Origin of the sequence: Methylococcus mesophilus, assembly GCF_026247885.1 — a bacterium.
GTDB classification, from domain to species: domain Bacteria; phylum Pseudomonadota; class Gammaproteobacteria; order Methylococcales; family Methylococcaceae; genus Methylococcus; species Methylococcus mesophilus.
Genome location: NZ_CP110921.1, coordinates 2,746,048 through 2,765,284 on the forward strand (window position 1 = coordinate 2,746,048; position 19,237 = coordinate 2,765,284).

21 protein-coding genes are annotated in these 19,237 nt (G+C 62.9%); 1 reads left to right on the forward strand and 20 read right to left on the reverse strand.

The annotated features are described in order from the left end of the window. Positions 1-21 precede the first annotated feature (21 nt). The 10 genes from OOT43_RS13010 to OOT43_RS13055 form a co-directional block, all read right to left on the reverse strand. Positions 22-1,296, reverse strand: coding sequence for a heme biosynthesis HemY N-terminal domain-containing protein (locus tag OOT43_RS13010; RefSeq protein ID WP_266021011.1), 1,275 nt, complete (start codon positions 1,294-1,296; stop codon positions 22-24). Then, on the reverse strand, positions 1,293-3,350 hold the full coding sequence (gene hemDX / locus OOT43_RS13015; protein ID WP_266021012.1) for a fused uroporphyrinogen-III synthase HemD/membrane protein HemX: 2,058 nt from the start codon (positions 3,348-3,350) through the stop codon (positions 1,293-1,295). Before hemDX ends, OOT43_RS13010 begins: the two co-directional genes overlap by 4 nt. A gap of 5 nt (positions 3,351-3,355) precedes the next feature. After that, positions 3,356-4,288 (reverse strand): hydroxymethylbilane synthase, encoded by a 933-nt coding sequence (gene hemC / locus OOT43_RS13020; protein WP_266021013.1) that lies wholly within the window; start codon positions 4,286-4,288, stop codon positions 3,356-3,358. A gap of 101 nt (positions 4,289-4,389) precedes the next feature. Next, positions 4,390-4,884: a disulfide bond formation protein B gene (locus tag OOT43_RS13025; protein ID WP_266021014.1), complete on the reverse strand. Its 495-nt coding sequence runs from the start codon at positions 4,882-4,884 to the stop codon at positions 4,390-4,392. Between the two features lie 30 nt (positions 4,885-4,914). Then, positions 4,915-5,124, reverse strand: coding sequence for a dodecin (locus OOT43_RS13030; protein ID WP_266021015.1), 210 nt, complete (start codon positions 5,122-5,124; stop codon positions 4,915-4,917). Positions 5,125-5,233: 109 nt separating this feature from the next. Next, on the reverse strand, positions 5,234-6,067 hold the full coding sequence (locus tag OOT43_RS13035; protein WP_266021016.1) for a bestrophin family protein: 834 nt from the start codon (positions 6,065-6,067) through the stop codon (positions 5,234-5,236). A 28-nt stretch (positions 6,068-6,095) separates the two neighbouring features. Continuing rightward, positions 6,096-6,407 (reverse strand): DUF2288 domain-containing protein, encoded by a 312-nt coding sequence (locus OOT43_RS13040; protein WP_266021017.1) that lies wholly within the window; start codon positions 6,405-6,407, stop codon positions 6,096-6,098. Positions 6,408-6,420: 13 nt separating this feature from the next. Beyond that, complete coding sequence (locus tag OOT43_RS13045; RefSeq protein ID WP_266021018.1) at positions 6,421-6,882, reverse strand: molybdenum cofactor biosynthesis protein MoaE; 462 nt, start codon at positions 6,880-6,882, stop codon at positions 6,421-6,423. Between the two features lies 1 nt (position 6,883). After that, the gene (gene moaD, locus OOT43_RS13050) at positions 6,884-7,117 is read right to left on the reverse strand and encodes a molybdopterin converting factor subunit 1 (RefSeq protein WP_266021019.1); all 234 of its coding nucleotides are present in this window, start codon (positions 7,115-7,117) and stop codon (positions 6,884-6,886) included. Between the two features lie 31 nt (positions 7,118-7,148). After that, complete coding sequence (locus OOT43_RS13055; RefSeq protein WP_266021020.1) at positions 7,149-9,431, reverse strand: DUF1631 domain-containing protein; 2,283 nt, start codon at positions 9,429-9,431, stop codon at positions 7,149-7,151. Positions 9,432-9,586: 155 nt separating this feature from the next. Between OOT43_RS13055 and ampD the strand changes: the two genes are divergently transcribed. Next, positions 9,587-10,150, forward strand: a complete 564-nt coding sequence (ampD, locus tag OOT43_RS13060; protein WP_266024913.1) for a 1,6-anhydro-N-acetylmuramyl-L-alanine amidase AmpD — start codon at positions 9,587-9,589, stop codon at positions 10,148-10,150. A 37-nt stretch (positions 10,151-10,187) separates the two neighbouring features. Here ampD and OOT43_RS13065 read toward each other — a convergent pair whose 3' ends face one another. The 10 genes from OOT43_RS13065 to hxlA (OOT43_RS13105) form a co-directional block, all read right to left on the reverse strand. After that, positions 10,188-11,066: a phosphoribulokinase gene (locus tag OOT43_RS13065; RefSeq protein ID WP_266021021.1), complete on the reverse strand. Its 879-nt coding sequence runs from the start codon at positions 11,064-11,066 to the stop codon at positions 10,188-10,190. Between the two features lie 228 nt (positions 11,067-11,294). Beyond that, positions 11,295-11,828, reverse strand: coding sequence for a 6-phospho-3-hexuloisomerase (gene hxlB / locus OOT43_RS13070; RefSeq protein ID WP_266021022.1), 534 nt, complete (start codon positions 11,826-11,828; stop codon positions 11,295-11,297). A gap of 11 nt (positions 11,829-11,839) precedes the next feature. Next, positions 11,840-12,487: a 3-hexulose-6-phosphate synthase gene (gene hxlA / locus OOT43_RS13075; RefSeq protein WP_266021023.1), complete on the reverse strand. Its 648-nt coding sequence runs from the start codon at positions 12,485-12,487 to the stop codon at positions 11,840-11,842. A gap of 153 nt (positions 12,488-12,640) precedes the next feature. Next, a complete protein-coding gene (locus OOT43_RS13080) occupies positions 12,641-13,318 on the reverse strand; it encodes a hypothetical protein (RefSeq protein WP_266021024.1) in 678 nt (225 codons plus the stop codon). Positions 13,319-13,464: 146 nt separating this feature from the next. After that, entirely contained in the window at positions 13,465-14,022 is a 558-nt protein-coding gene (locus tag OOT43_RS20690) for a class II fructose-bisphosphate aldolase (protein ID WP_449406821.1), read from the reverse strand. Next, positions 14,013-14,528 (reverse strand): class II fructose-bisphosphate aldolase, encoded by a 516-nt coding sequence (locus OOT43_RS20695; protein WP_449406822.1) that lies wholly within the window; start codon positions 14,526-14,528, stop codon positions 14,013-14,015. The genes OOT43_RS20690 and OOT43_RS20695 overlap by 10 nt, the downstream gene beginning before the upstream one ends. A gap of 23 nt (positions 14,529-14,551) precedes the next feature. Beyond that, complete coding sequence (gene tkt, locus OOT43_RS13090) at positions 14,552-16,564, reverse strand: transketolase (RefSeq protein ID WP_266021025.1); 2,013 nt, start codon at positions 16,562-16,564, stop codon at positions 14,552-14,554. Positions 16,565-16,715: 151 nt separating this feature from the next. Further along, positions 16,716-17,705: a transaldolase gene (locus OOT43_RS13095; protein ID WP_266021026.1), complete on the reverse strand. Its 990-nt coding sequence runs from the start codon at positions 17,703-17,705 to the stop codon at positions 16,716-16,718. A 269-nt stretch (positions 17,706-17,974) separates the two neighbouring features. Further along, positions 17,975-18,508, reverse strand: a complete 534-nt coding sequence (hxlB, locus tag OOT43_RS13100; RefSeq protein WP_266021022.1) for a 6-phospho-3-hexuloisomerase — start codon at positions 18,506-18,508, stop codon at positions 17,975-17,977. Then, positions 18,444-19,166 (reverse strand): 3-hexulose-6-phosphate synthase, encoded by a 723-nt coding sequence (hxlA, locus tag OOT43_RS13105; RefSeq protein ID WP_317133992.1) that lies wholly within the window; start codon positions 19,164-19,166, stop codon positions 18,444-18,446. The genes hxlB (OOT43_RS13100) and hxlA (OOT43_RS13105) overlap by 65 nt, the downstream gene beginning before the upstream one ends. Positions 19,167-19,237 lie beyond the last annotated feature (71 nt).

The window sequence follows — 19,237 nt, forward strand, 5'->3', positions numbered from 1 at the left end:
GTCCCGGCGGGCAGGGCGCTGTCAGTCCAGCGTTTCGGTTTCCAGGCCGGCGGGTTCGGATTCGCCGCTGGGATTCTGTTCGATCTGGGCGACGACTTCGTTCGACGCCAGCAGCAGCCCGCGGCGGAAACAGGTGCAGGCCGCCGCGGTGTCGTTTTGCCGCAGAAGCAGGTCGCCCATGAGCTGGCAGGCTTCGACGCTCGGTTCGATGCTCAGACTCTGTTCCAGATAGCGCAGGGCGGGTTCGATCTGTCCGGCGCGCACGGCAAGTTTGCCGAGCACCCGCAGCAGCACGGTGTCGTTCCCATGCCGGATTAGCCATTTCTCGGCCTGGGCAAGTTGCTGTCCGGCATCGGAAGCCGAGATGCAGCCGTAGAGCACCAGCAGGGTTTCATTCCAGTCGCGGTCCAGGCTGGCGCGCACGGCAGGTTCGATCTCCCATCCGGCGCCGGCGTCGATCATGGCCGCGAAATACAGCGATTCGATACCGGTTGCCCTCCGGATGTGGCCGGGGATGTTTTCCCAAAGCTTCTGCAGGCGGGAGGTATCGCCCGATGCCGCGTGCTGTTTCAGCAGGGCGCTGTAGGTCTCGGTCTCCAGCAGCTTGATCTCCGCCTCCATCATTACCTTGTTGGTGTGGAGGCTGGGAATGAGATTGCGCAAGCCTTCCCAGTCTTCCACCTGGGCATAGGCCTGGTGGAGCAGCCTCAGCACGGACGCGTGAGTAGGGGCGATCCGGTTGAGCTGCGAGAGCGATTCCAGGGCTTGGTCGAACTGTTTGTCCGAGAGTTGCAGTTCCGCGCGGGTGAGGCCGATGGCGATTTCCGCTTCGGGCATGGTTTCATGGGCCAGTTTGAGATATTCATCGCGCTGCTCGGGCGCGCCGCGCGAGTGCGCCGCCCGGGCCGCGGTCAGGTAATTGATCAGGGGAACGCCGCTGTCGGCCGCGTGGCGGATGAGCGTCTTCTCGGCCTTTTCCCAGTTGCCTTCGGCGGATTCGATCAGGCCCGTGATGAGCGCTTCCTGGGATTGCCGGCTGCGCTTCATGCCGCCGCGTTTCCTGAGTATCCGCGGCAGCCGCAAGGCATGGATGACCAGGCGGATGATGGCATAGAACAGGATGAAGGCCAGCGTGAGAGCGCCGGCGAGTATCACCAGCGAAGATTCCAGTGTCCAGGGGCCGTAGCCGATGATGACGTAGCCGGGATCGCCCTGGGCCAGGAAATGGTCATAGACGTAATACGCCGCCCCGGCGACGAGGGCCAGGATCGCGGCCGCGATGGCGAGCCTCCTCACGGTTTGCCCCCCGGCGCTTCGCTTCCGGGAGAGGCGGCAGGCGCGGTCGTACTTGCCGGCGTGACGGCATCGGTTTCGAGCCGCAGTTTTTCAATGTTGCGGAGCAAAGCGAGCGATCTGCTGATATCGGGGAAGGAAGCCTTGAGCTGGACGCCGGCCATGGCCCGGAGGTCGCCCGAAATGTCCTTGAAGGCGGGGGAGTCGCGGTCGAAGTTTTCGGTCAGCCAGGCGTTTGCGGATTCCAGGTTGCTGTGGAACAGCGCATCGTCGCCGCGCAAAAGGGAGGTGCGGGTCATCTCCAGTTTGAGCAGCAGGATTTCCCGGAGGCCGGCGGCTTCCTGCGGAGTCAGGACGGCATGCATGGGGCGGTCGCTGCGGCGTACGGTGACCAGTCCCTTGAGCTGCTCGAGGGTGGAGTCGACGGCATCGCCGGTTTCGGCCTCCGGCGATTTTGCCTTTGGCGTCTCCCGCGGTTCCTTCGACATGTCGGGATGCGGCAGGAACAACGGCAGCTCCCGCGTCTTGGCTTCAATCGCCAGCAGCTTGGCCGACAGCCCAACCACATCGGGCGCCTGGAAGGCTTCGATCCGATTGATTTCTTCCGCCAGCGCTTCCCGCACCTTGAACACGCTCGGGTCGCCACTGTCGTGCAGGCGCTGGTCCGCGGCCTGCATGGCTTCGAGCACGGATTTGACGTCTCCGCTCAGGTGCAGCTTTTGGTTGGCGATGCCTAAAAGATATTCGGCGTCGGCGATCAGAACGTCGCTGTGGGTCCGGCTCAGCTGGCGCTGGATGGTCTGGATGGATTGCGCCAGTTCTTTGCGCGCATCTTCGAGTTTCTGGCCGAAGTCGGCGGATTGCTCGCCGAGCAGGCGCTCCAGCTTGCTGTCTTCGGTACCGAGCTGGGACTGCAGCGTGGCGAACTGGGAATGCAGGGTGGCGAGCTGGGTCTGCAGGCTGCTGACCTGGCGGCTGAGCTCCAGCACGTGCAGGTCGCCCTTGTTCAGTTCGCCGCCCAGGCCTTCCTGCTTGGAGCGCAGTTCCTGGATCAGGAAATAGCCTGCGGTGGCCAGCAGCAGTATGACGACCAGCATCGAGTAGCCCAGCCAGGCGGCAACCCGCGATCTGCGCGGCGGATGCGCCGGAGCCGGGGCGACGGCGCTTTCGTTCGGACGTTGTGGGTCTTCCCCGGCTGCCGGTCGTTGCACCGCGTCGGTCATTTGTTTTGCTTCCTCGGCCAATGGCTTATCCCCGTCGTTTGGCGCGGCGCGCGAGGATGCCAGATGGGCGGCGACATCCTTCAGGGCTTTCAGCACGGCCGCGTCCGACGCTGTGTCGGCTACGCTCACGTGCCGGAAACCCAGCGATCCGGCTTGATTTTTCAATCGTTCGCTGATGACGACCAGCGGCGTCTCGATCAGGCACGGCCGGTCCTCCGATGGAACCAGGCTGTACAGGTGCTCGATGGCTTCGCCGCTGGTGGCGGTCAGAATGTCGAACCCGGCCGTCCGCAAGCCGTCGATCAGGGTTTCGGCGCCCGTGTGCACCGGCACCCGCCGATACAGCTCGGCATACTGGACCAGTGCGCCGCGTTCGACAAGCCGCTCTTTGAGCGTTTCCCGCCCGCCCTCGCCCCGCACGATCAATATCCGCCGGCCCACGACGTCCTGCATCGCCGGCATATCCAGCAGTCCTTCCGAATTCGATTGCGACTCCGGAATGAGGTCCGCGGTGATCCCGGTTTCGAGCAAAGCATCGGCCGTGGCTTGGCCGATGCCGGCGATGCGCGGCCTGGCGTCGTCCGGTTGAAGTGCGCCGAGTGCTCTGGCCTGGTTCACCGCATTGGCGCTGACGAAGATCCACCAGTCCCAATCCGCCACCTGCTGAAGGAGAGCCGCTCCTTCCGCCGCCCGCGTGCTCGGCTCGATGTCGAGCAGGGGGAAACGAACGGCGTTGCCGCCAGCCGCGTCGATCAGCCGGCACAACGGTTCGGCCTGATCCTTCGGTCGCGTGACAAGGATGCGCATACCCGACAAGGAGGGAGGCGTGCTCATCGTCGTCAGGGAGTGGCGTAAATGCGGCGGAGTATTTCATCCGCGCCCTGTCCGAGCAGATCCTCGGCGACCCGTTCTCCCAGCCCCTCGGCAGCGGACAGGTGACCGGTGGCTTCGGCGCGGATGATGCCCGAGCCGTCCGGATTGCCGACCAGCCCCCGCAAGCGCAGGGTGTCGCCTTCGAGCTGGGCGAAGCCGGCGATCGGTACCTGGCAGCCGCCATTGAGGCGCCGGTTCATGGCCCGCTCGGCCAGGACGCACCATGCGGTGGGCGGATGATGCAGCGGTTCCAGCAGGGCGTTGGTATGGGCATCGCCGCTCCTGCACTCCACCCCGATCGCGCCTTGGCCGATGGCAGGGAGGCTGTGTTCCGGCGCCAGCGTCTGGGCGATACGTTCCTGGAAGCCGAGCCGCTTCAGGCCGGCGGCGGCGAGCACGATCGCGTCGAATTCGCCCGCGTCCAGCTTGGCGAGGCGGGTGTTGACGTTGCCCCGCAGATCGTACAGCGTGCAGGCGGGAAGGCGGGATTTGATCTGGCACTGGCGCCGCAGGCTGGAGGTGCCGATGCGGGCGTCGGCCGGGAGTTCCTCGAAGTTCCGGTAGCGGTTGGAGACCAGGGCATCGCGCGGGTCTTCGCGCTCCAGTATCGCGGCGAGATGGAGCCCTTCGGGAAATTCGACCGGCACGTCCTTCATGGAGTGGACCGCAATGTCGGCTCTGTCCTCGAGCATGCCCTGTTCCAGTTCCTTCACGAACAGCCCCTTGCCGCCCACTTTTGCGAGGGGGGCGTCGAGCAGCTTGTCGCCCCGGGTGGTCATCCCGACCAGTTCGACCCGGAGGCCGGGGTGGGCTGCCTGAAGGCGGGAGGCGACGTATTCCGCCTGCCACAAAGCCAGCGGGCTCTTGCGGGTCGCTATGCGTAGGAGGTGACTGGCCACGGTTGAAGGAAAACCCGGAAAGATGATCCGCGCATTTTAACAGATCGCAATTTGCAGGGCCGAAATCATGGTGCCAATCTTCCCCGCGGGTGGCGTCTCGGTCAGCGTTCGGTGTTCCACCATTGCAGCAGACTGAAGGCGCCCAGGCCCAGGAAGCAGATCAGTACCCAGGCGGGCATGCTCATACCGAGGAAAGTCCAGTCCACCTTGGCGCAATCGCCGGTGCCGCTCAGCATCGCCTTGAGGGTGTCGCCGAGCGGGAAATTCCGGAACATGTAGCTCAGGCCGGGGCCGCATTCGGGGACCTCCTCCGGCGGCAGGTGCATCAGCCAGACGTGGCGCCCGGAAATCGAGGCGCCGCCTAAAGCCGCGGCCGTACCCAGCACCGCGTATGCGCGGATTCCGGCGGAGCCCGGGCCGTGGAGCGCTGCGGCCAGAAAAACCAGCGCGACGGCCAGCACCATGATGCGCTGCGAGATGCACAACGGGCAGGGCTCGAGCCCGCCGGAGAACTGGAAGTAAAGCGCAGCCGCCAACAGGGCGGCGCAGAACAGGAAGCCGAGGAAGAAACAGGTGCGGGCGCTGGGTATGGTCATGAGCTTTGAAGCAACAGAGAAAAGGAGTCTTCAATCTTCGATTCGAAAGCCCACTTTCAGCATGACCTGGAAATGGGCGACCTCGCCGTCGACGATATGGCCGCGGGTTTGGACGACTTCGAACCAGTTCATGTGGCGCAGGGTCTTCCCGGCTTTGGCTATGGCCGTGCGGATCGCATCGTCGGTGCTGACTGTGGACGAGCCGACGATTTCGATGACCTTGTAGACGTGATCGGGCATGGCTGTTCTCCAACGGAAGGTGGCTGAAAGGGCAGCTAGGCGGCCGGACCCCCGGTTTTCGCCGGTATTCTTATATCACACATCGGTGCGTTGGGCGTTGATCGAACGGTCAGCGTCGGGGTTCGTCCTGAATCAGGAGTTCATGCACCCGTAGGCGGATGTTCGCTGCGATCTCGTCGGTGGGAAGATCGTTCGCGTCGTCGCCGAACGGATTCTCGATTTCCTCGGCGATCAGTTCGAGGCTGGCCAGGACATAAAAAACCAGGGTCGTGATCAGAGCCGTCCAATAATGGAAGTCCGGTACGAAGCAGAACGGCATCGAAACGATGTAGAGGAAGATGAATTTCTTCAGGAACAGGCTGTAGGAATACGGAATGGGCGTCTTCTGGATCCGCTCGCAGCCGCCGCAGATTTCGGCCAATGCGCTCAAGTCGGGATTGAGGCAGAGCAGCATGTCACCGGAGAGTTCGCCTTTGCCGTTGAGCCGGGCCGTTTCCGCGAACAGTCGGGCCGCGATGCGGTTGGGCCGGTGTTCCGTCGTGGCGGCAATCCGGAGGTGCCGCGTCAGGCTGTCCGCATACGCGCCGATGAGTTCGGCGAGCAGCGGCCGGGAGGGGTGGCTGTCGGGCAGATAGGCGTCCAGCTTGAGCGCCAGATTGCGTGAAGCATTGGTCAGGTTGCCCCAAAGCCGCCGGCCTTCCCACCAGCGCTCGTAGGCGGTGTTGGTGCGGAACACCAGCAGCATCGAAATGACGAACCCCAGCAGGGCATGCAGCGCGGTAGTGCTCTTGAGCTGATTCGGCAGGAGGTGCCGGTCCGCGTAGGCGATGCCGACGGAGAACAGCGCCAGGGAGAGCATCGCCGGCAGCAGGCGCCGGAACGTGTCGCTTTTGTGGAACTTGAAAATCAGTCCCCACCAGGACTTGGGGTTATAGCTGATCATCGTAGCGGCGAAGCCTTTGCGGGGCGACTCATTCCGTGCGTGAGGGAATTTCCTGCACCAGGACCCAAGGGGCGACGACTATGGCCCAGAACAGCGGGCTGCGCGCATTCCAGTCACGGGCTTCCGTCTCGGTCGCCCGCCCTACCCGCCCGTCCCGAATCCAACGGGACAAGGTTTCCGCCTCGTCGGCGGCCATGGCTGCGCCGACCTCGATGAGGTCCAGTTCGGGAGCGACCCGGACGACAGCTCCCCGTGCGAAGTGCGGCTGCATTTCCTGCCAGGTGAGCTTGCCGGAGTCCAGGTTCAGTTTTGTATAAATCGAGGTTTCGTGTTCTGTCATCGGGGAAAGAGGATCACGGGCTTGGTGGGAGGGCCGGAGCGTACCCGTCGGTATTCGTTTCGACCCAGCGCTCGCCTTGCTCCAGGACCTCCTTTTTCCAAAAAGGGGCGCGGTGCTTGAGCGCTTCCAGGATATGGCGGCAGGCGTCGAAGGCGGTCCCGCGGTGGGAAGACCAGACGGCGACCAGAACTATCGGATCGGCGGGAAACAGCTCGCCGACACGGTGAATCACGAGGGCGTCGTCGAACGGCCAGCGGCTCCGGGCTTCGTCGACGATGTTTCGCAACTGACGTTCGGTCATGCCGGGATAGTGCTCGAGCATCATCTTTTGAACCGACGAGCCCTCGTTGTAGTCGCGCATGGTACCGACGAAGACCGCGAGCGCGCCGACGTTTGTTACGGGGACGGACGTATCCTGGTAGCGGGAAAGTTCGGCGAGGGGATCGAAAGCGTCACTGCGGACTTCGATCAGCACGTCAACCTCCGGTGACCGGCGGGAAAAAGGCCACTTCGTCGCCGTCGCTCACCGGCGTGTCGGCACCGGCATATTCCATGTTCACCGCGCATAGGACATTTCCGGGCAAGGGCTTGCCCTGGCAGACGGCTTTCCATACGTCGGCGACGCAGCTCAGGTTCTCGAAGGCGAGCCGTTCTTCGGCACGACCGATCTGTTCCCTCAGGCCGGCGAAATATCGGACGCGTATTGTCATGGTACTGAATCGAAGCTGGTTATGCGGAGCATCAGGAGGTTCCTGGCGTGTCGGCGTGGTCCTGCACTGCTGGGCGTCCGAGGGTGTCGACGACCGCGTCGAGTGCGCGATCAAGCAACGGCTCGTTCGCTCCCGCTATCAGCCGGATAGTGTTGGAGGCGAGCCCGGCAGCCAGTTCATGCAGACCGATCTCGCGAAGCTTCATGCCGCGCCGGTTGACGAAAACATAACGGGAAGTGAACTGGCTCTTCAGGAGAAGCTTAGCGCGGAAGGGCAATGCCGGGCTATCGCAAAATTCGACCCAATCCCCCGCACGGAGATTCCTGGCCTGTTCGATGAAACTTTCATCCACGGTTTGGGGGGGCGAAGGGTCGAGTTGCGAGCCTTCCAGGCTGTGGATGAGAATTTCTTCGATGTCGCCCAGTTCCAGCGTTGCAGTCTCGGCGCCCGCGCCGGTTAGGCCGCGGTGGCCACCGGGCTGGTTTGTCAAATTCGCGCCCGGAAGAGCGCCGAGTTTCTGGCGGGTGATGCGCCAGAGTTCGATGTCCTTAAGGAATGCGTGCATTTGCACTGGATCGAACGCGATGTTGTCCAACTGATCGCGTATCGACCGTATGACCTCCGGTTCGTCCTCCCCGGCGTCCGCTTGCGGGAGCGTGGCGTCATGGGAGTCTGCCCAAGCGATGAGGCGATCCATGATGGCTATGGCCTCGGCCCAGTCCCCGGGTTCTTTTTCGCGGCGCAGATAGGCGATCACCAGCACATCCTTCCAGGCGTTGAGCAGCAGCGAAACCAGGGCCGGCGGAAGCGGTTGCCTCTCGACGCGGGCCGTGATTTCGACTGCGGCGGCACGCTTGGCCAGGGCCAGACGCTCCTGGCTGACCGCGGCCTGCCGCGTGCGTTCCTCCATGGTAGTGACGCCCTTGCACTCGTGTTCGACAAAAGCGGAAAAATCCTCGAGCAGTACAGCGAACAGGCGGGTATCTTCGTCGAACTCGGTCAGTATGCGGTAGACGACCTCCTCGATCTTCTTCAGCACGACCAAGTCCTTCTTGTCGCCCGAGTCCAGGCCCACGCCGGCCTGGGCCAGAGCATTCAAGAGCAGCCGCAGGGGATGTGTTTTCTTGGCCAGGAACGAGCGCTCGATGATCGCGACTTTGACGACGGGAATCTGCAAACGGGCGATGAGCGCCTTGACCGGATCGGGAAGGTTGCGGTCTTCCAGGATGAAATCGAAGATCATCGATACCATATCGATGACGTCTTCCTCGAACTGGCCCAGGCGTCGTCGCTCGCCATCGGGAAGCAATTTGGCCAGTTGGTCAACCAGGGACTGCTTCGGCAGCGGAATCCGGGCGCCGGTATCGCATTCGTCGGATGCCAGCGCACGGGTGTTTTGCTGCAGCAGACTCAATGCGTTGACGATCTCGCCGGCATCGAAGTGTTTTCCGTCGGCTTGGGCATTGGACAGGCTCGGCGAGGTCCCTATCCGGCGTTTCCAAAGGCTGAGCAGTTGCAGCAGGTCGTTTAGCTGGTCTTCGTCGTCCTGTTCCGTTGAGCAGGGCCCGGACGGCGTCGAGTCCTGATTCGGCATTGCAGAAATCTTGGTCTTCGGCGCGAGGGAGGCATCCGGCAGCACGCCGTGTTCGGCGAGGAGATCGTTCATGCGCCGATAGGTCGGCCCCATCTTGCACAGGACGTGGCGGTCGAATAGTTTCAATATCAGCAGGGTCACCCGGATGTCGACCGGCAGCCCGGACAGCGATGCGGTGAAGGCGTGGCACAGCGCCTCGGGTGCGAAGGGATGAGTCGGAAGGGAGCCGGCCGGGTGAGCCCTGAGCGCGGCGAGACGGAGTTCGAGCTGCCCCAAAGCGTCGTGGAACAGGAAGGCTGTCTTCTGCGCGGCATTGGTGACGGCCAGCTCGATTTCCAGGGCATCGTTTTCCAGGAGTACCAGACCGCGAGCGGCGGGGTCTCCTGGCGTCATGGCCGGCGGCGGAGCGGACGGATCTTCGGCCGGGTTCCAGAAGCGCTCATCGCCGTCGAGCACCTCGCGCAGGCAGCATGCCAGCATGGTGGTTTTGTCCCGGCGGACCTGGCGCATGGCATCGAAGTACAGCGCCTGCAATGCGCTGCTGTCGGCCTTATCGGAGAGCTTGAACAATTCGTCGTCTATCTGGGCGTACAAGTCTTGCAGCAGTTGCCCGAATCCAGCCTCGAAAATGGTGCGAAGCTGCGCTGCCAGGGGAGGAATATCCGTTAGGTCGGCGGCCGGGTGTTCGTGATCGGGGTCTGGATGAAGTCCTGATCGCATAGGCTGGACTCGGTAGGGGAGGGAAATCGGTTGCGATAGTTTAGCTTACCGGCTGGCGGCTTGTTCGCTGCGGTCGGGACTGCTGGGGAACACCGTAAAAAATGATATTTTATCTGCGGCTGACCGCGGCTATGGCAACGCGAGGAACGGGAAGTATGAGGGGCAATGGCACGGGGTGCAGGAGCGAACAAAAGATATCGTCGCCCAATCAGGATGAGAGGCCTGAGGGCGAGACGATTTCCGTCGTCGTGGTTCACGGGATAACTCTCCCACCGGGCCAGTTCGGCGGTCCCTGGATCCGACAGTTGTTCACCAACACACTCGACTGCGCTGCCCATCCGTTCTTCGAATCCATTCGACACCTGCGGGTGTCGGCACATGCGCTGATCCGGCGCGGCGGTGAAGTCGAACACTACGTTCCGCCCCATCGCCGCGCGTGGCATGCCGGAATATCCGAGTTCCGGGGGCGGAGCGCCTGCAATGACTTTTCCGTCGGGATCGAACTCGAGGGAACCGACGATCTTCCTTATACGCCGGAACAATATAGGAGTCTTGCCGGCCTTGTGATGGAGCTGATGGTCCGTTATCCGGCGATTACGGAGGACCGCGTCGTTGGGCACAGCGCGGTTGCCCCGCAACGAAAAACGGACCCCGGACCCGCCTTCGACTGGGGGCGCTTCTATCGTGAACTGGCGAAGCTGCGGGGGGACGCCCCCTGACCGGTTGCTGAAGCGAACAAGCCGCTCGACGTGGCGGTCACCCTTTCTGGCGATCTGCCATCATGCGTTCAAGGATCGGCCGGAAAATGATCTCCATTGCAAGTCCCATCTTTCCTCCCGGAATCACGATAGAGTTGTGTCGTGACATAAAGGAGTTATGCAACATGGATAGGAGATAAGGGAAATCCACGCTGAATTTGCCCGGTTCCTTGAAGCGGATGATGACGAAACTTTCATCCGGTGTGGGAATGTCCCGAGCAATGAAGGGATTTGAAGTATCGACCGTCGGAACGCGCTGAAAATTGATATCGGTCTGTGAAAACTGAGGCGTGATGACTTTAACGTAGTCATCCATTCGGCGCAGTATCGTTTCGGTGACGTCCTCGGGTTTATAGCCGCGTTCGGCGGTATCCCGATGGATTTTTTGAATCCATTCCAGATTCACGATGGGAACCACGCCGACAAGAAGATCCACATATCGTCTTACATCGATGCTTTCGGTAACTACGCCTCCGTGCAATCCTTCGTAAAACAGTAGGTCCGTTCCTGTAGGCACTTCTTCCCATGGGGTGAATGTCCCCGGCTTGTAACCTCCCAACCGCTGGCTTTCCGCCTCGTTATGGACATAAAAACGGCGGTGAGCCGTTCCCGTTTCGCCGTAATGTCGAAAGACGTTTTCCTGCTCGTCCAGGATATTGGCTTCGATCGAAAAGTGGCTGAAATGCCGGCCTTCGCGTCTGGCCTTGTCGATCTGCGCGCGCATCTCCACCCGGTCATAACGATGGAAGCTGTCGCCCTCGACGACGAGCGGCTGGAGTCCGAGCCTGAAGAAAATATGCTCGAACGCGCATTTTACGGTGGTCGTGCCCGCACCGGAGGAACCAGTGATGGCGATGATGGGGTGTTTCTTGGACATTCTAGCCTCCCGTGCTTTTCAATTATACGCGAGATCGTCTCTCGAACATTGGCCGGGGGCCTGTGATGGTACTGCGTCCAAGAAAGGGCATTGGTGTGAAGACGGTTCGGAGCTTGAGCGAAAACCGGCTCCTCGGCAGCTTCTGTGAAAGCCGCCGAGGTGTCGGAAAACCTGCCAAGCGAGCCGAGGGGAGCGGCCCAAAAGGAATCCGCTCGCTCCGGGCCCCGGTTATTCCAGGTTAGCGTGCCGAGTTCTCATTTCTTCTTCGGGGATGCCTTTCTCATGGATGATGTGAGAGATGGTGGCCTCGAGGAAGAGGAGGGTAGAGAGCTCGAAGACGGTGCCCATGGGCATGCCGACGACTTTTCCGAAGAGCTCGGGAGAGCCGATGCGGAAGAGGTTGTCGGCGAGGTCGCCGAGGGAGGAGCTGTCGCGGGTGGAGACGAGGGCGATGGATGCGCCCTGCTCCTTGGCTTTCTTGGTGAAGGCGAGCATGGTTTCGGTTTCACCGGAGCCGGAGATCACGATCAGCAAGTCGCCCTTGCGGATGCTGGGGGTGACGATTTCGCCGACGACGAAGACCTCATAGCCGCCGTGCATGAGGCGCATGGCGAAGAACCTGGCGACCAGTCCCGACCGGCCGGCCCCCGCGACGAAGACGCGGGAGGCCTGGTCGAGCATGGCGGTCAGTTTTGCATCATAGCCGGCATCGGTGGCAGCGAGGATGCCGGAGATTTTGTCTATGATCAGTTTCTGATGCATGCAAATTCCCGTCAGGCGGAAGCGGCGACGACCTGTTCGTAGATTTCGCGCGCGGCATCGGCGGGGGAAGCGGCGCCGTAGATGGCGGCGCCGACGACGATGATGTTGGCGCCGGTCTTGACGACCTGCTGGGCGGTGGAGGCCTTGATGCCGCCGGCGACGGAGATGCGCACGGGCAGGCCCAGCTTGGCGATGGCCTGGAGGTCGGCGAAGGGGGTCTGGCCGGCGGCCTGGGCGTCGAGGCCGGTGTGGATGCCGACGATCTGGGCGCCGGCCTTGGCGGACTCACGGGCGCAGGTGGCCTTGTCGGGGACGTTGATCAGGTCGACCTGGACTTCGGCGTTGTGCTTGTTGGCGGCATTGATGACGCCCTTGATGGTGGCCAGTCCGGCGACGCCGAGGACGGTGGTGATGTCGGCGCCGGCGGCGAAGAACGGCGCGGCTTCGTATTCACCGGCGTCCATGGTTTTGAGGTCGACCAGGAGCAGCTTGTTGGGGAAGCGCTTCTTGAACTCCTTCACCAGGGCGACGCCGTTGTGCTTGATGCTCGGCGTGCCGATCTCGAAGATGTCGACATAAGGCGCGGCGAGGCTTGCGAGCTTCAGGGTCTGCGGGATGTCCAGCGTGTCCAGTGCGAGCTGAATCAATGGTCTTGCCATGAGATCTCCTCCGATCAAAAAAGTAGAGAAAAAAGTCGAGTGAAGCCTTAAGTTTTATGAGGTATTGCTAAACGCACAATTTCCCAACTGTAAAGAGTGAGGGGCCGCTGTCAATGCGACCGGCCCCTTCGCTGGGTCAGCCGTTGAGGCTTTTCAGGTACTTGGTGACGCCAGTTTCGCCCGTTGCCACGATGGCGGGTTTGGGCAGGTTCTTGATGTACTTGGCGACACCGGTTTCGACCGCGGCGGCCACTTCGGGCAGCGGCAGGCTCTTGAGGTACTTGGCCACACCGGTTTCAGGCCCCGGACGGGCTCCGGCAGTGCCTTGAGGTATTTGGCGACACCGGTTTCGGCGCCCGCGTCCCCGGCCGAGAGGCCCTGGGCCTGCAGGTACTTGGCGACGCCGGTGGCGCCGGTGGCAGCCGGTGCCGGAGCGGCGGCCGGCGCTGCAGCCGCGGCCGGGCGGGCAGCCGCCGGCCGGCGGCTGCTCCAGACCACGAAGCCGATCAGGGCCACGACCACGCCGCCGAACAGGTAATAATCCGAGCCGGCATCCTGGGCGGCGGGTTTCGCGGTGCTGGGGGCGGTTTCGGCGGGGGCCGTCACGGCGGGCTGGGCGGCCGGCGCCTTGCTGGCAGGGGCGGCCGGTGCCGCCTGGGGCTTGGCCGCCGGCGCGGCGGCGGCGGGAGCCGCGCCGGCTTTGCCGACCAGGCTGGGATCCTGATAGATCACCGACGGCTCGAAGTCGGGCGGATATTCAGCGGCGCCCGCGAGCGGGGCGGCCAGCAGCAGGGCTGCGAACACGGTGTAGGTCGAGAACGTTTTCTTCACGTGGTTGTCCCCCATAAGTCTTGTCAGTGGGTATAAAAGCTCGGCCGGGCTGGTTTCAAGTTCAGCCCTGTTTCAAATTGCATCGCTCGCGTTCCGTTGCCTGCGCTTTCGCGCCCGCATTCCCAGCGCCCGTTCGGCCCGCCGCGCTAGCGGACGATCGGATCGAGCTCGCCCTGGGCATAACGCCGGCTCATCTCCTCCAGGCGCAGGGGCTTGAGCTTGGCGGCCTGGCCGGCGGCGCCGAAGGCTTCGTAGCGGGCCCGGCAGATCGCGGTCATGGCGGTTTGCGCGGCCTTGTAGAGCTTGCGCGGGTCGAAGTTCTTCCTGTCTTCGGCCATGAACTTGCGCATGGCGCCATAGGAGGCGATGCGCAGATCGGTATCGATGTTGACCTTGCGGACGCCATGGCGGATGCCCTCGGCGATCTCCTCGACCGGCACGCCGTAGGTCTGGCCGATGTCGCCGCCGTAGTCGTTGATCATCTGCGCCCAGTCCTCGGGGACCGAGGACGAGCCGTGCATCACCAGATGGATATTGGGAATCCGCTGGTGGATGTCCTTGACCCGATCGATCCGCAGCACCTGCCCGGTGGGTTTCCGGGTGAACTTGTAGGCGCCGTGGCTGGTGCCGATGGCGATCGCCAGGGCATCGACCTGGGTCTGGCGGACGAAATCCGCCGCCTCGTCCGGATCGGTCAGCAGCATCGAGTGGTCCAACTCGCCTTCCGCGCCGTGGCCGTCCTCCTCCCCGCCCGGCCGGTCTCGAGCGACCCCAGGCAGCCGAGTTCGCCTTCCACCGAGACGCCGCAGGCATGCGCCATGTCGACCACTTTGCGGGTAGTCTCGACATTGTACGCATAGCTGGCCGGCGTTTTCATGTCCTCCTCGAGCGATCCGTCCATCATCACCGAGCTGAAGCCGGACTGGATGGCACGGACGCAGACCGCCGGGGAGGCGCCGTGATCCTGGTGCATGCACACCGGGATGTGCGGATACATGTCGATGGCGGCCAGCACCAGGTGGCGCAGGAACGGCTCGCCGGCATACGTCCTCGCGCCGGCCGAGCCCTGCAGGATCACCGGGGCGTCCACGGCCGAGGCCGCCTCCATGATGGCCTTGATCTGCTCCATGTTGTTGACGTTGAACGCCGGCAGGCCGTAGCCGTGCTCGGCGGCGTGGTCCAACAACTGGCGCAGGCTGATCAATGCCATGGGATGCCCTCTCGAGATGGCGTTTAGAACAAGGCCTCGACCTGACCGACCACGTTGTCGACGGTGAAGCCGAACAGCTTGAACAGCTGGCCGGCCGGCGCGGATTCGCCGAAGCGGTCCAGGCCGATAACTTTGCCATGGCTGCCGACGTATTTCCACCAGCCGTCGCTGACACCGGCCTCGATGGCGATGCGGCGGGTCACGGCGGGCGGCAGCACGCTGTCGCGGTAGGCCTGATCCTGGGCGTCGAACACATTGGTGGAGGCCATGGACACCACGCGGACCTGCTTGCCCTTGGCGGCCAGGGCTTCGGCCGCCTTCACCGCCAGCTCGACTTCCGAGCCGGTGGCCAGGAGGATGGCGTCGGGCGTACCGGCGCAGTCGACCAGGACGTAGCCGCCTTGCATGATGGCGGCGATCTGTTCCGGCGTCCGGGGCATGTGCGGCAGGTTCTGGCGCGAGAAGATCAGGGTGGACGGGCCGTCCTGGCGCTCGATGGCGCACTTCCAGGCCACCGCCGACTCCACTGCGTCGCACGGGCGCCAGACCTGCATGTTGGGAATCAGGCGCAGGGTCGCGGTCTGCTCGACCGGCTGGTGGGTGGGGCCGTCCTCGCCCAGGCCGATGGAGTCGTGGGTGTAGACATAGATCACCGGGATCTTCATCAGGGCCGACATGCGCAGCGCATTGCGAGCATATTCGGAGAACATCAGGAAGGTGGCGCCGTAGGGCTTGAAGCCGCCGTGCAGGGCCAGGCCGTTCATGATGGCGGACATGCCGAACTCGCGCACGCCGTAGTTGATGTAGTTGCCGTCGTGGCCGGGGGCGTTGACGTTCTTGCAGCCGGCCCACAGGGTCAGGTTGGAGCCGGCGAGGTCCGCCGAGCCGCCCAAGAGTTCCGGCAGCAGCGGACCGAAGCCGTTGAGCGCGTTCTGGGAGGCCTTGCGGCTGGCGATGGTCTCGGCCTTGGCGTTCACCTTGGCCACGAAGGCGGCGGATTGCTCCGCCCAGTCCTTGGGCAGTTCGCCCGCCATGCGGCGTTCGAACTCGGCGGCCAGCTCGGGGAATGCGCGGCGGTAGTGCTCGAAGCGGTCGTTCCACTCGCTTTCGGCCTTGGCGCCGGTCTCGCGCGCGCTCCAGGCCTCGTAGATGTCGGCCGGGACTTCGAAGGCCGGGTGCGACCAGCCGAGGTTCTCGCGGGTGAGGGCGACTTCGTCGGTGCCGAGGGCGGCGCCGTGACAGTCTTCCTTGCCCTGCTTGTTGGGCGAGCCCCAGCCGATGATGGTCTGGCAGCAGATCAAAGACGGCTTGTCGGTGACCGCGCGGGCGGCCTCGATGGCGGCCTTCACGGCGTCCGGATCGTGGCCGTCGACGACCGGGATCACATGCCAGCCGTAGGCCTCGAAGCGCTTCGGGGTATCGTCCAGGAACCAGCCCGGCGTGTCGCCGTGACCGCGGACTTCGCCGTCGATGGAAATGTTGTTGTCGTCGTAAAAGGCGATCAGCTTGCCCAGCTTGAAGGAGCCGGCCAGCGAGCAGGCCTCGTGAGAGATACCTTCCATCAGGCAGCCGTCACCCAGGAAGGTATAGGTGTAATGGTCGACGACATTGTGGCCGGGGCGGTTGAACTGCGCCGCCAGGGTGCGTTCGGCCAGGGCCAGGCCCACGGCGTTGGTGATGCCCTGTCCGAGGGGGCCGGTGGTGGTCTCGACACCGGGGGTGTAGCCGTACTCGGGATGGCCGGGGGTCTTGGAGTGGAGCTGGCGGAAGTTCTGCAGTTCCTCGATGGGCAGCGCGTAGCCGGTCAGGTGCAGCAGGGAATAGATCAGCATCGAGCCATGGCCGTTGGACAGCACGAAGCGGTCGCGGTTGGGCCACTGCGGATTGGCCGGGTTGTGGCACAGGTAATCGTTCCACACCACCTCGGCAATGTCCGCCATCCCCATCGGCGCGCCCGGATGGCCCGAGTTCGCCTTCTGCACGGCATCCATGCTCAAGGCTCGTATGGCGTTGGCTAGTTCTCGACGCGAAGGCATGATAGATCTCCTTTTTATTGGGTGAAAAACGGAATCAGCGGGCTGATGCCGAATGCGGACGCTCTGGCGGCGACTCGAGGGTCGGCGTAGCGCGATTCGGGAGGGAACAAGACCGTCGCAGAGGATGTTCCCGCGCGACGGCCCCTTAACCTTATGCCGCTTCGAGATGGACCAAGCGATCGGCCAGCAATTTTTCCAACTGCTCGAGTGCCTTGGTGAAGCCTTGGATGCCTTCTTCGAGCTTTTCGTTGGCCATGCGGTTTTCCGCATGCATCTTGTCGAAGGTGTATTTGTTTACGTGTATTTTCTCGATCGGGTAGTCCTTCGCCGCGGAGGGATCCAGCTTGCGCGGTAGTTCGCCTTCCGTAGCCTGCAGTTCGGCCAACAGCGTAGGCGCGATGGTCAGCAGGTCGCTTCCGGCTAGTTCGGTGATTTCGCCGATGTTGCGGAAGCTGGCGCCCATGACTTCAGTCTTGTAACCGAACTTCTTATAGTAGTTATAGATCTGGGTCACGGACAGGACACCCGGATCTTCATGCGGGGCGTAGGATTCCCGACCGGTGTCCTTCTTATACCAGTCGAGAATACGGCCGACGAAGGGGGAGATCAGGGTGATGCCGTTTTCGGCGCAGGCGATGGCCTGGTGCAGGCCGAACAACAGAGTCAGGTTGCAATGGATGCCTTCCTTTTCCAGCACGGCGGCGGCCTCGATACCTTCCCAGGTCGCGGCGATCTTGATCAAAACGCGTTCTTTGGAAACGCCGGCTGCTTCGTATTGCTTGATGACTTCGCGGGCCTTCTCGATGGTGCTCTCGGTGTCGTAGGAGAGACGGGCGTCCACTTCGGTGGACACGCGGCCCTCGATGATCTGCAGGATCTTCAACCCGAAAGAGACGGCCAGACGGTCGAAAGCGAGGTTCGCCACTTGGGCGGCGGAAGCGCCGGCGCCCAGGGTTTGCCGTGCGCCCTTCAGGGTGTCATCGACGATACCTTGGTATTGTGGCATCTGGGCGGCAGCGGTAATAAGCGAAGGATTGGTGGTCGCGTCACGTGGCTTGAATTTCTCGATCGCTTCGATGTCTCCCGTGTCCGCCACGACGACGGTGACTTCGCGGAGTTGGTCAAGCAGGTTTTTCGACATGGTGGACTCCTAAAGATTTCTTAAAGTATCGGGTGCTGCCAGCAATCACAAGAATGTTTCCCGGTCGGGATTTTATCTTCCCGCACAGGCTTCGAGCGGCGACATTTTATCGGCGCTACGCTCTCAGAGCGCTCTTTGGCCTTCCTACTGGCGTACTGGCCCGTCTTTGGCCGCATGGACTCAGCTTGAGCCCGGAGCGCCAAACGTTGGGCGTATACGAAGGACAAGAGCCTGGGCAGAAGCGAAGACTGCCACAGGCTTTGCCTCGGTTATTCCAGGTTAGCGTGTCGAGTTCTCATTTCTTCTTCGGGGATGCCTTTCTCATGGATGATGTGAGAGATGGTGGCCTCGAGGAAGAGGAGGGTAGAGAGCTCGAAGACGGTGCCCATGGGCATGCCGACGACTTTTCCGAAGAGCTCGGGAGAGCCGATGCGGAAGAGGTTGTCGGCGAGGTCGCCGAGGGAGGAGCTGTCGCGGGTGGAGACGAGGGCGATGGATGCGCCCTGCTCCTTGGCTTTCTTGGTGAAGGCGAGCATGGTTTCGGTTTCACCGGAGCCGGAGATCACGATCAGCAAGTCGCCCTTGCGGATGCTGGGGGTGACGATTTCGCCGACGACGAAGACCTCATAGCCGCCGTGCATGAGGCGCATGGCGAAGAACCTGGCGACCAGTCCCGACCGGCCGGCCCCCGCGACGAAGACGCGGGAGGCCTGGTCGAGCATGGCGGTCAGTTTTGCATCATAGCCGGCATCGGTGGCAGCGAGGATGCCGGAGATTTTGTCTATGATCAGTTTCTGATGCATGCAAATTCCCGTCAGGCGGAAGCGGCGACGACCTGTTCGTAGATTTCGCGCGCGGCATCGGCGGGGAAGCGGCGCCGTAGATGGCGGCGCCGACGACGATGATGTTGGCGCCGGTCTTGACGACCTGCTGGGCGGTGGAGGCCTTGATGCCGCCGGCGACGGAGATGCGCACGGGCAGGCCCAGCTTGGCGATGGCCTGGAGGTCGGCGAAGGGGGTCTGGCCGGCGGCCTGGGCGTCGAGGCCGGTGTGGATGCCGACGATCTGGGCGCCGGCCTTGGCGGACTCACGGGCGCAGGTGGCCTTGTCGGGGACGTTGATCAGGTCGACCTGGACTTCGGCGTTGTGCTTGTTGGCGGCATTGATGACGCCCTTGATGGTGGCCAGTCCGGCGACGCCGAGGACGGTGGTGATGTCGGCGCCGGCGGCGAAGAACGGCGCGGCTTCGTATTCACCGGCGTCCATGGTTTTGAGGTCGACCAGGAGCAGCTTGTTGGGGAAGCGCTTCTTGAACTCCTTCACCAGGGCGACGCCGTTGTGCTTGATGCTCGGCGTGCCGATCTCGAAGATGTCGACATAAGGCGCGGCGAGGCTTGCGAGCTTCAGGGTCTGCGGGATGTCCAGCGTGTCCAGTGCGAGCTGAATCAATGGTCTTGCCATGAGATCTCCTCCGATCAAAAAAGTAGAGAAAAAAGTCGAGTGAAGCCTTAAGTTTTATGAGGTATTGCTAA

Coding starts and splice junctions, on each gene's coding strand:
- hemDX (WP_266021012.1), bottom strand. CDS start 3,350: ATGAGCACGCCTCCCTCCTTGTCGGGTATGCGCATCCTTGTCACGCGA.
- OOT43_RS13025 (WP_266021014.1), bottom strand. CDS start 4,884: ATGACCATACCCAGCGCCCGCACCTGTTTCTTCCTCGGCTTCCTGTTC.
- OOT43_RS13030 (WP_266021015.1), bottom strand. CDS start 5,124: ATGCCCGATCACGTCTACAAGGTCATCGAAATCGTCGGCTCGTCCACA.
- OOT43_RS13035 (WP_266021016.1), bottom strand. CDS start 6,067: ATGATCAGCTATAACCCCAAGTCCTGGTGGGGACTGATTTTCAAGTTC.
- OOT43_RS13040 (WP_266021017.1), bottom strand. CDS start 6,407: ATGACAGAACACGAAACCTCGATTTATACAAAACTGAACCTGGACTCC.
- moaD (WP_266021019.1), bottom strand. CDS start 7,117: ATGACAATACGCGTCCGATATTTCGCCGGCCTGAGGGAACAGATCGGT.
- OOT43_RS13055 (WP_266021020.1), bottom strand. CDS start 9,431: ATGCGATCAGGACTTCATCCAGACCCCGATCACGAACACCCGGCCGCC.
- ampD (WP_266024913.1), top strand. CDS start 9,587: ATGAGGGGCAATGGCACGGGGTGCAGGAGCGAACAAAAGATATCGTCG.
- OOT43_RS13065 (WP_266021021.1), bottom strand. CDS start 11,066: ATGTCCAAGAAACACCCCATCATCGCCATCACTGGTTCCTCCGGTGCG.
- hxlB (WP_266021022.1), bottom strand. CDS start 11,828: ATGCATCAGAAACTGATCATAGACAAAATCTCCGGCATCCTCGCTGCC.
- hxlA (WP_266021023.1), bottom strand. CDS start 12,487: ATGGCAAGACCATTGATTCAGCTCGCACTGGACACGCTGGACATCCCG.
- OOT43_RS20690 (WP_449406821.1), bottom strand. CDS start 14,022: ATGCTGCTGACCGATCCGGACGAGGCGGCGGATTTCGTCCGCCAGACC.
- OOT43_RS20695 (WP_449406822.1), bottom strand. CDS start 14,528: ATGGCATTGATCAGCCTGCGCCAGTTGTTGGACCACGCCGCCGAGCAC.
- tkt (WP_266021025.1), bottom strand. CDS start 16,564: ATGCCTTCGCGTCGAGAACTAGCCAACGCCATACGAGCCTTGAGCATG.
- OOT43_RS13095 (WP_266021026.1), bottom strand. CDS start 17,705: ATGTCGAAAAACCTGCTTGACCAACTCCGCGAAGTCACCGTCGTCGTG.
- hxlB (WP_266021022.1), bottom strand. CDS start 18,508: ATGCATCAGAAACTGATCATAGACAAAATCTCCGGCATCCTCGCTGCC.
- hxlA (WP_317133992.1), bottom strand. CDS start 19,166: ATGGCAAGACCATTGATTCAGCTCGCACTGGACACGCTGGACATCCCG.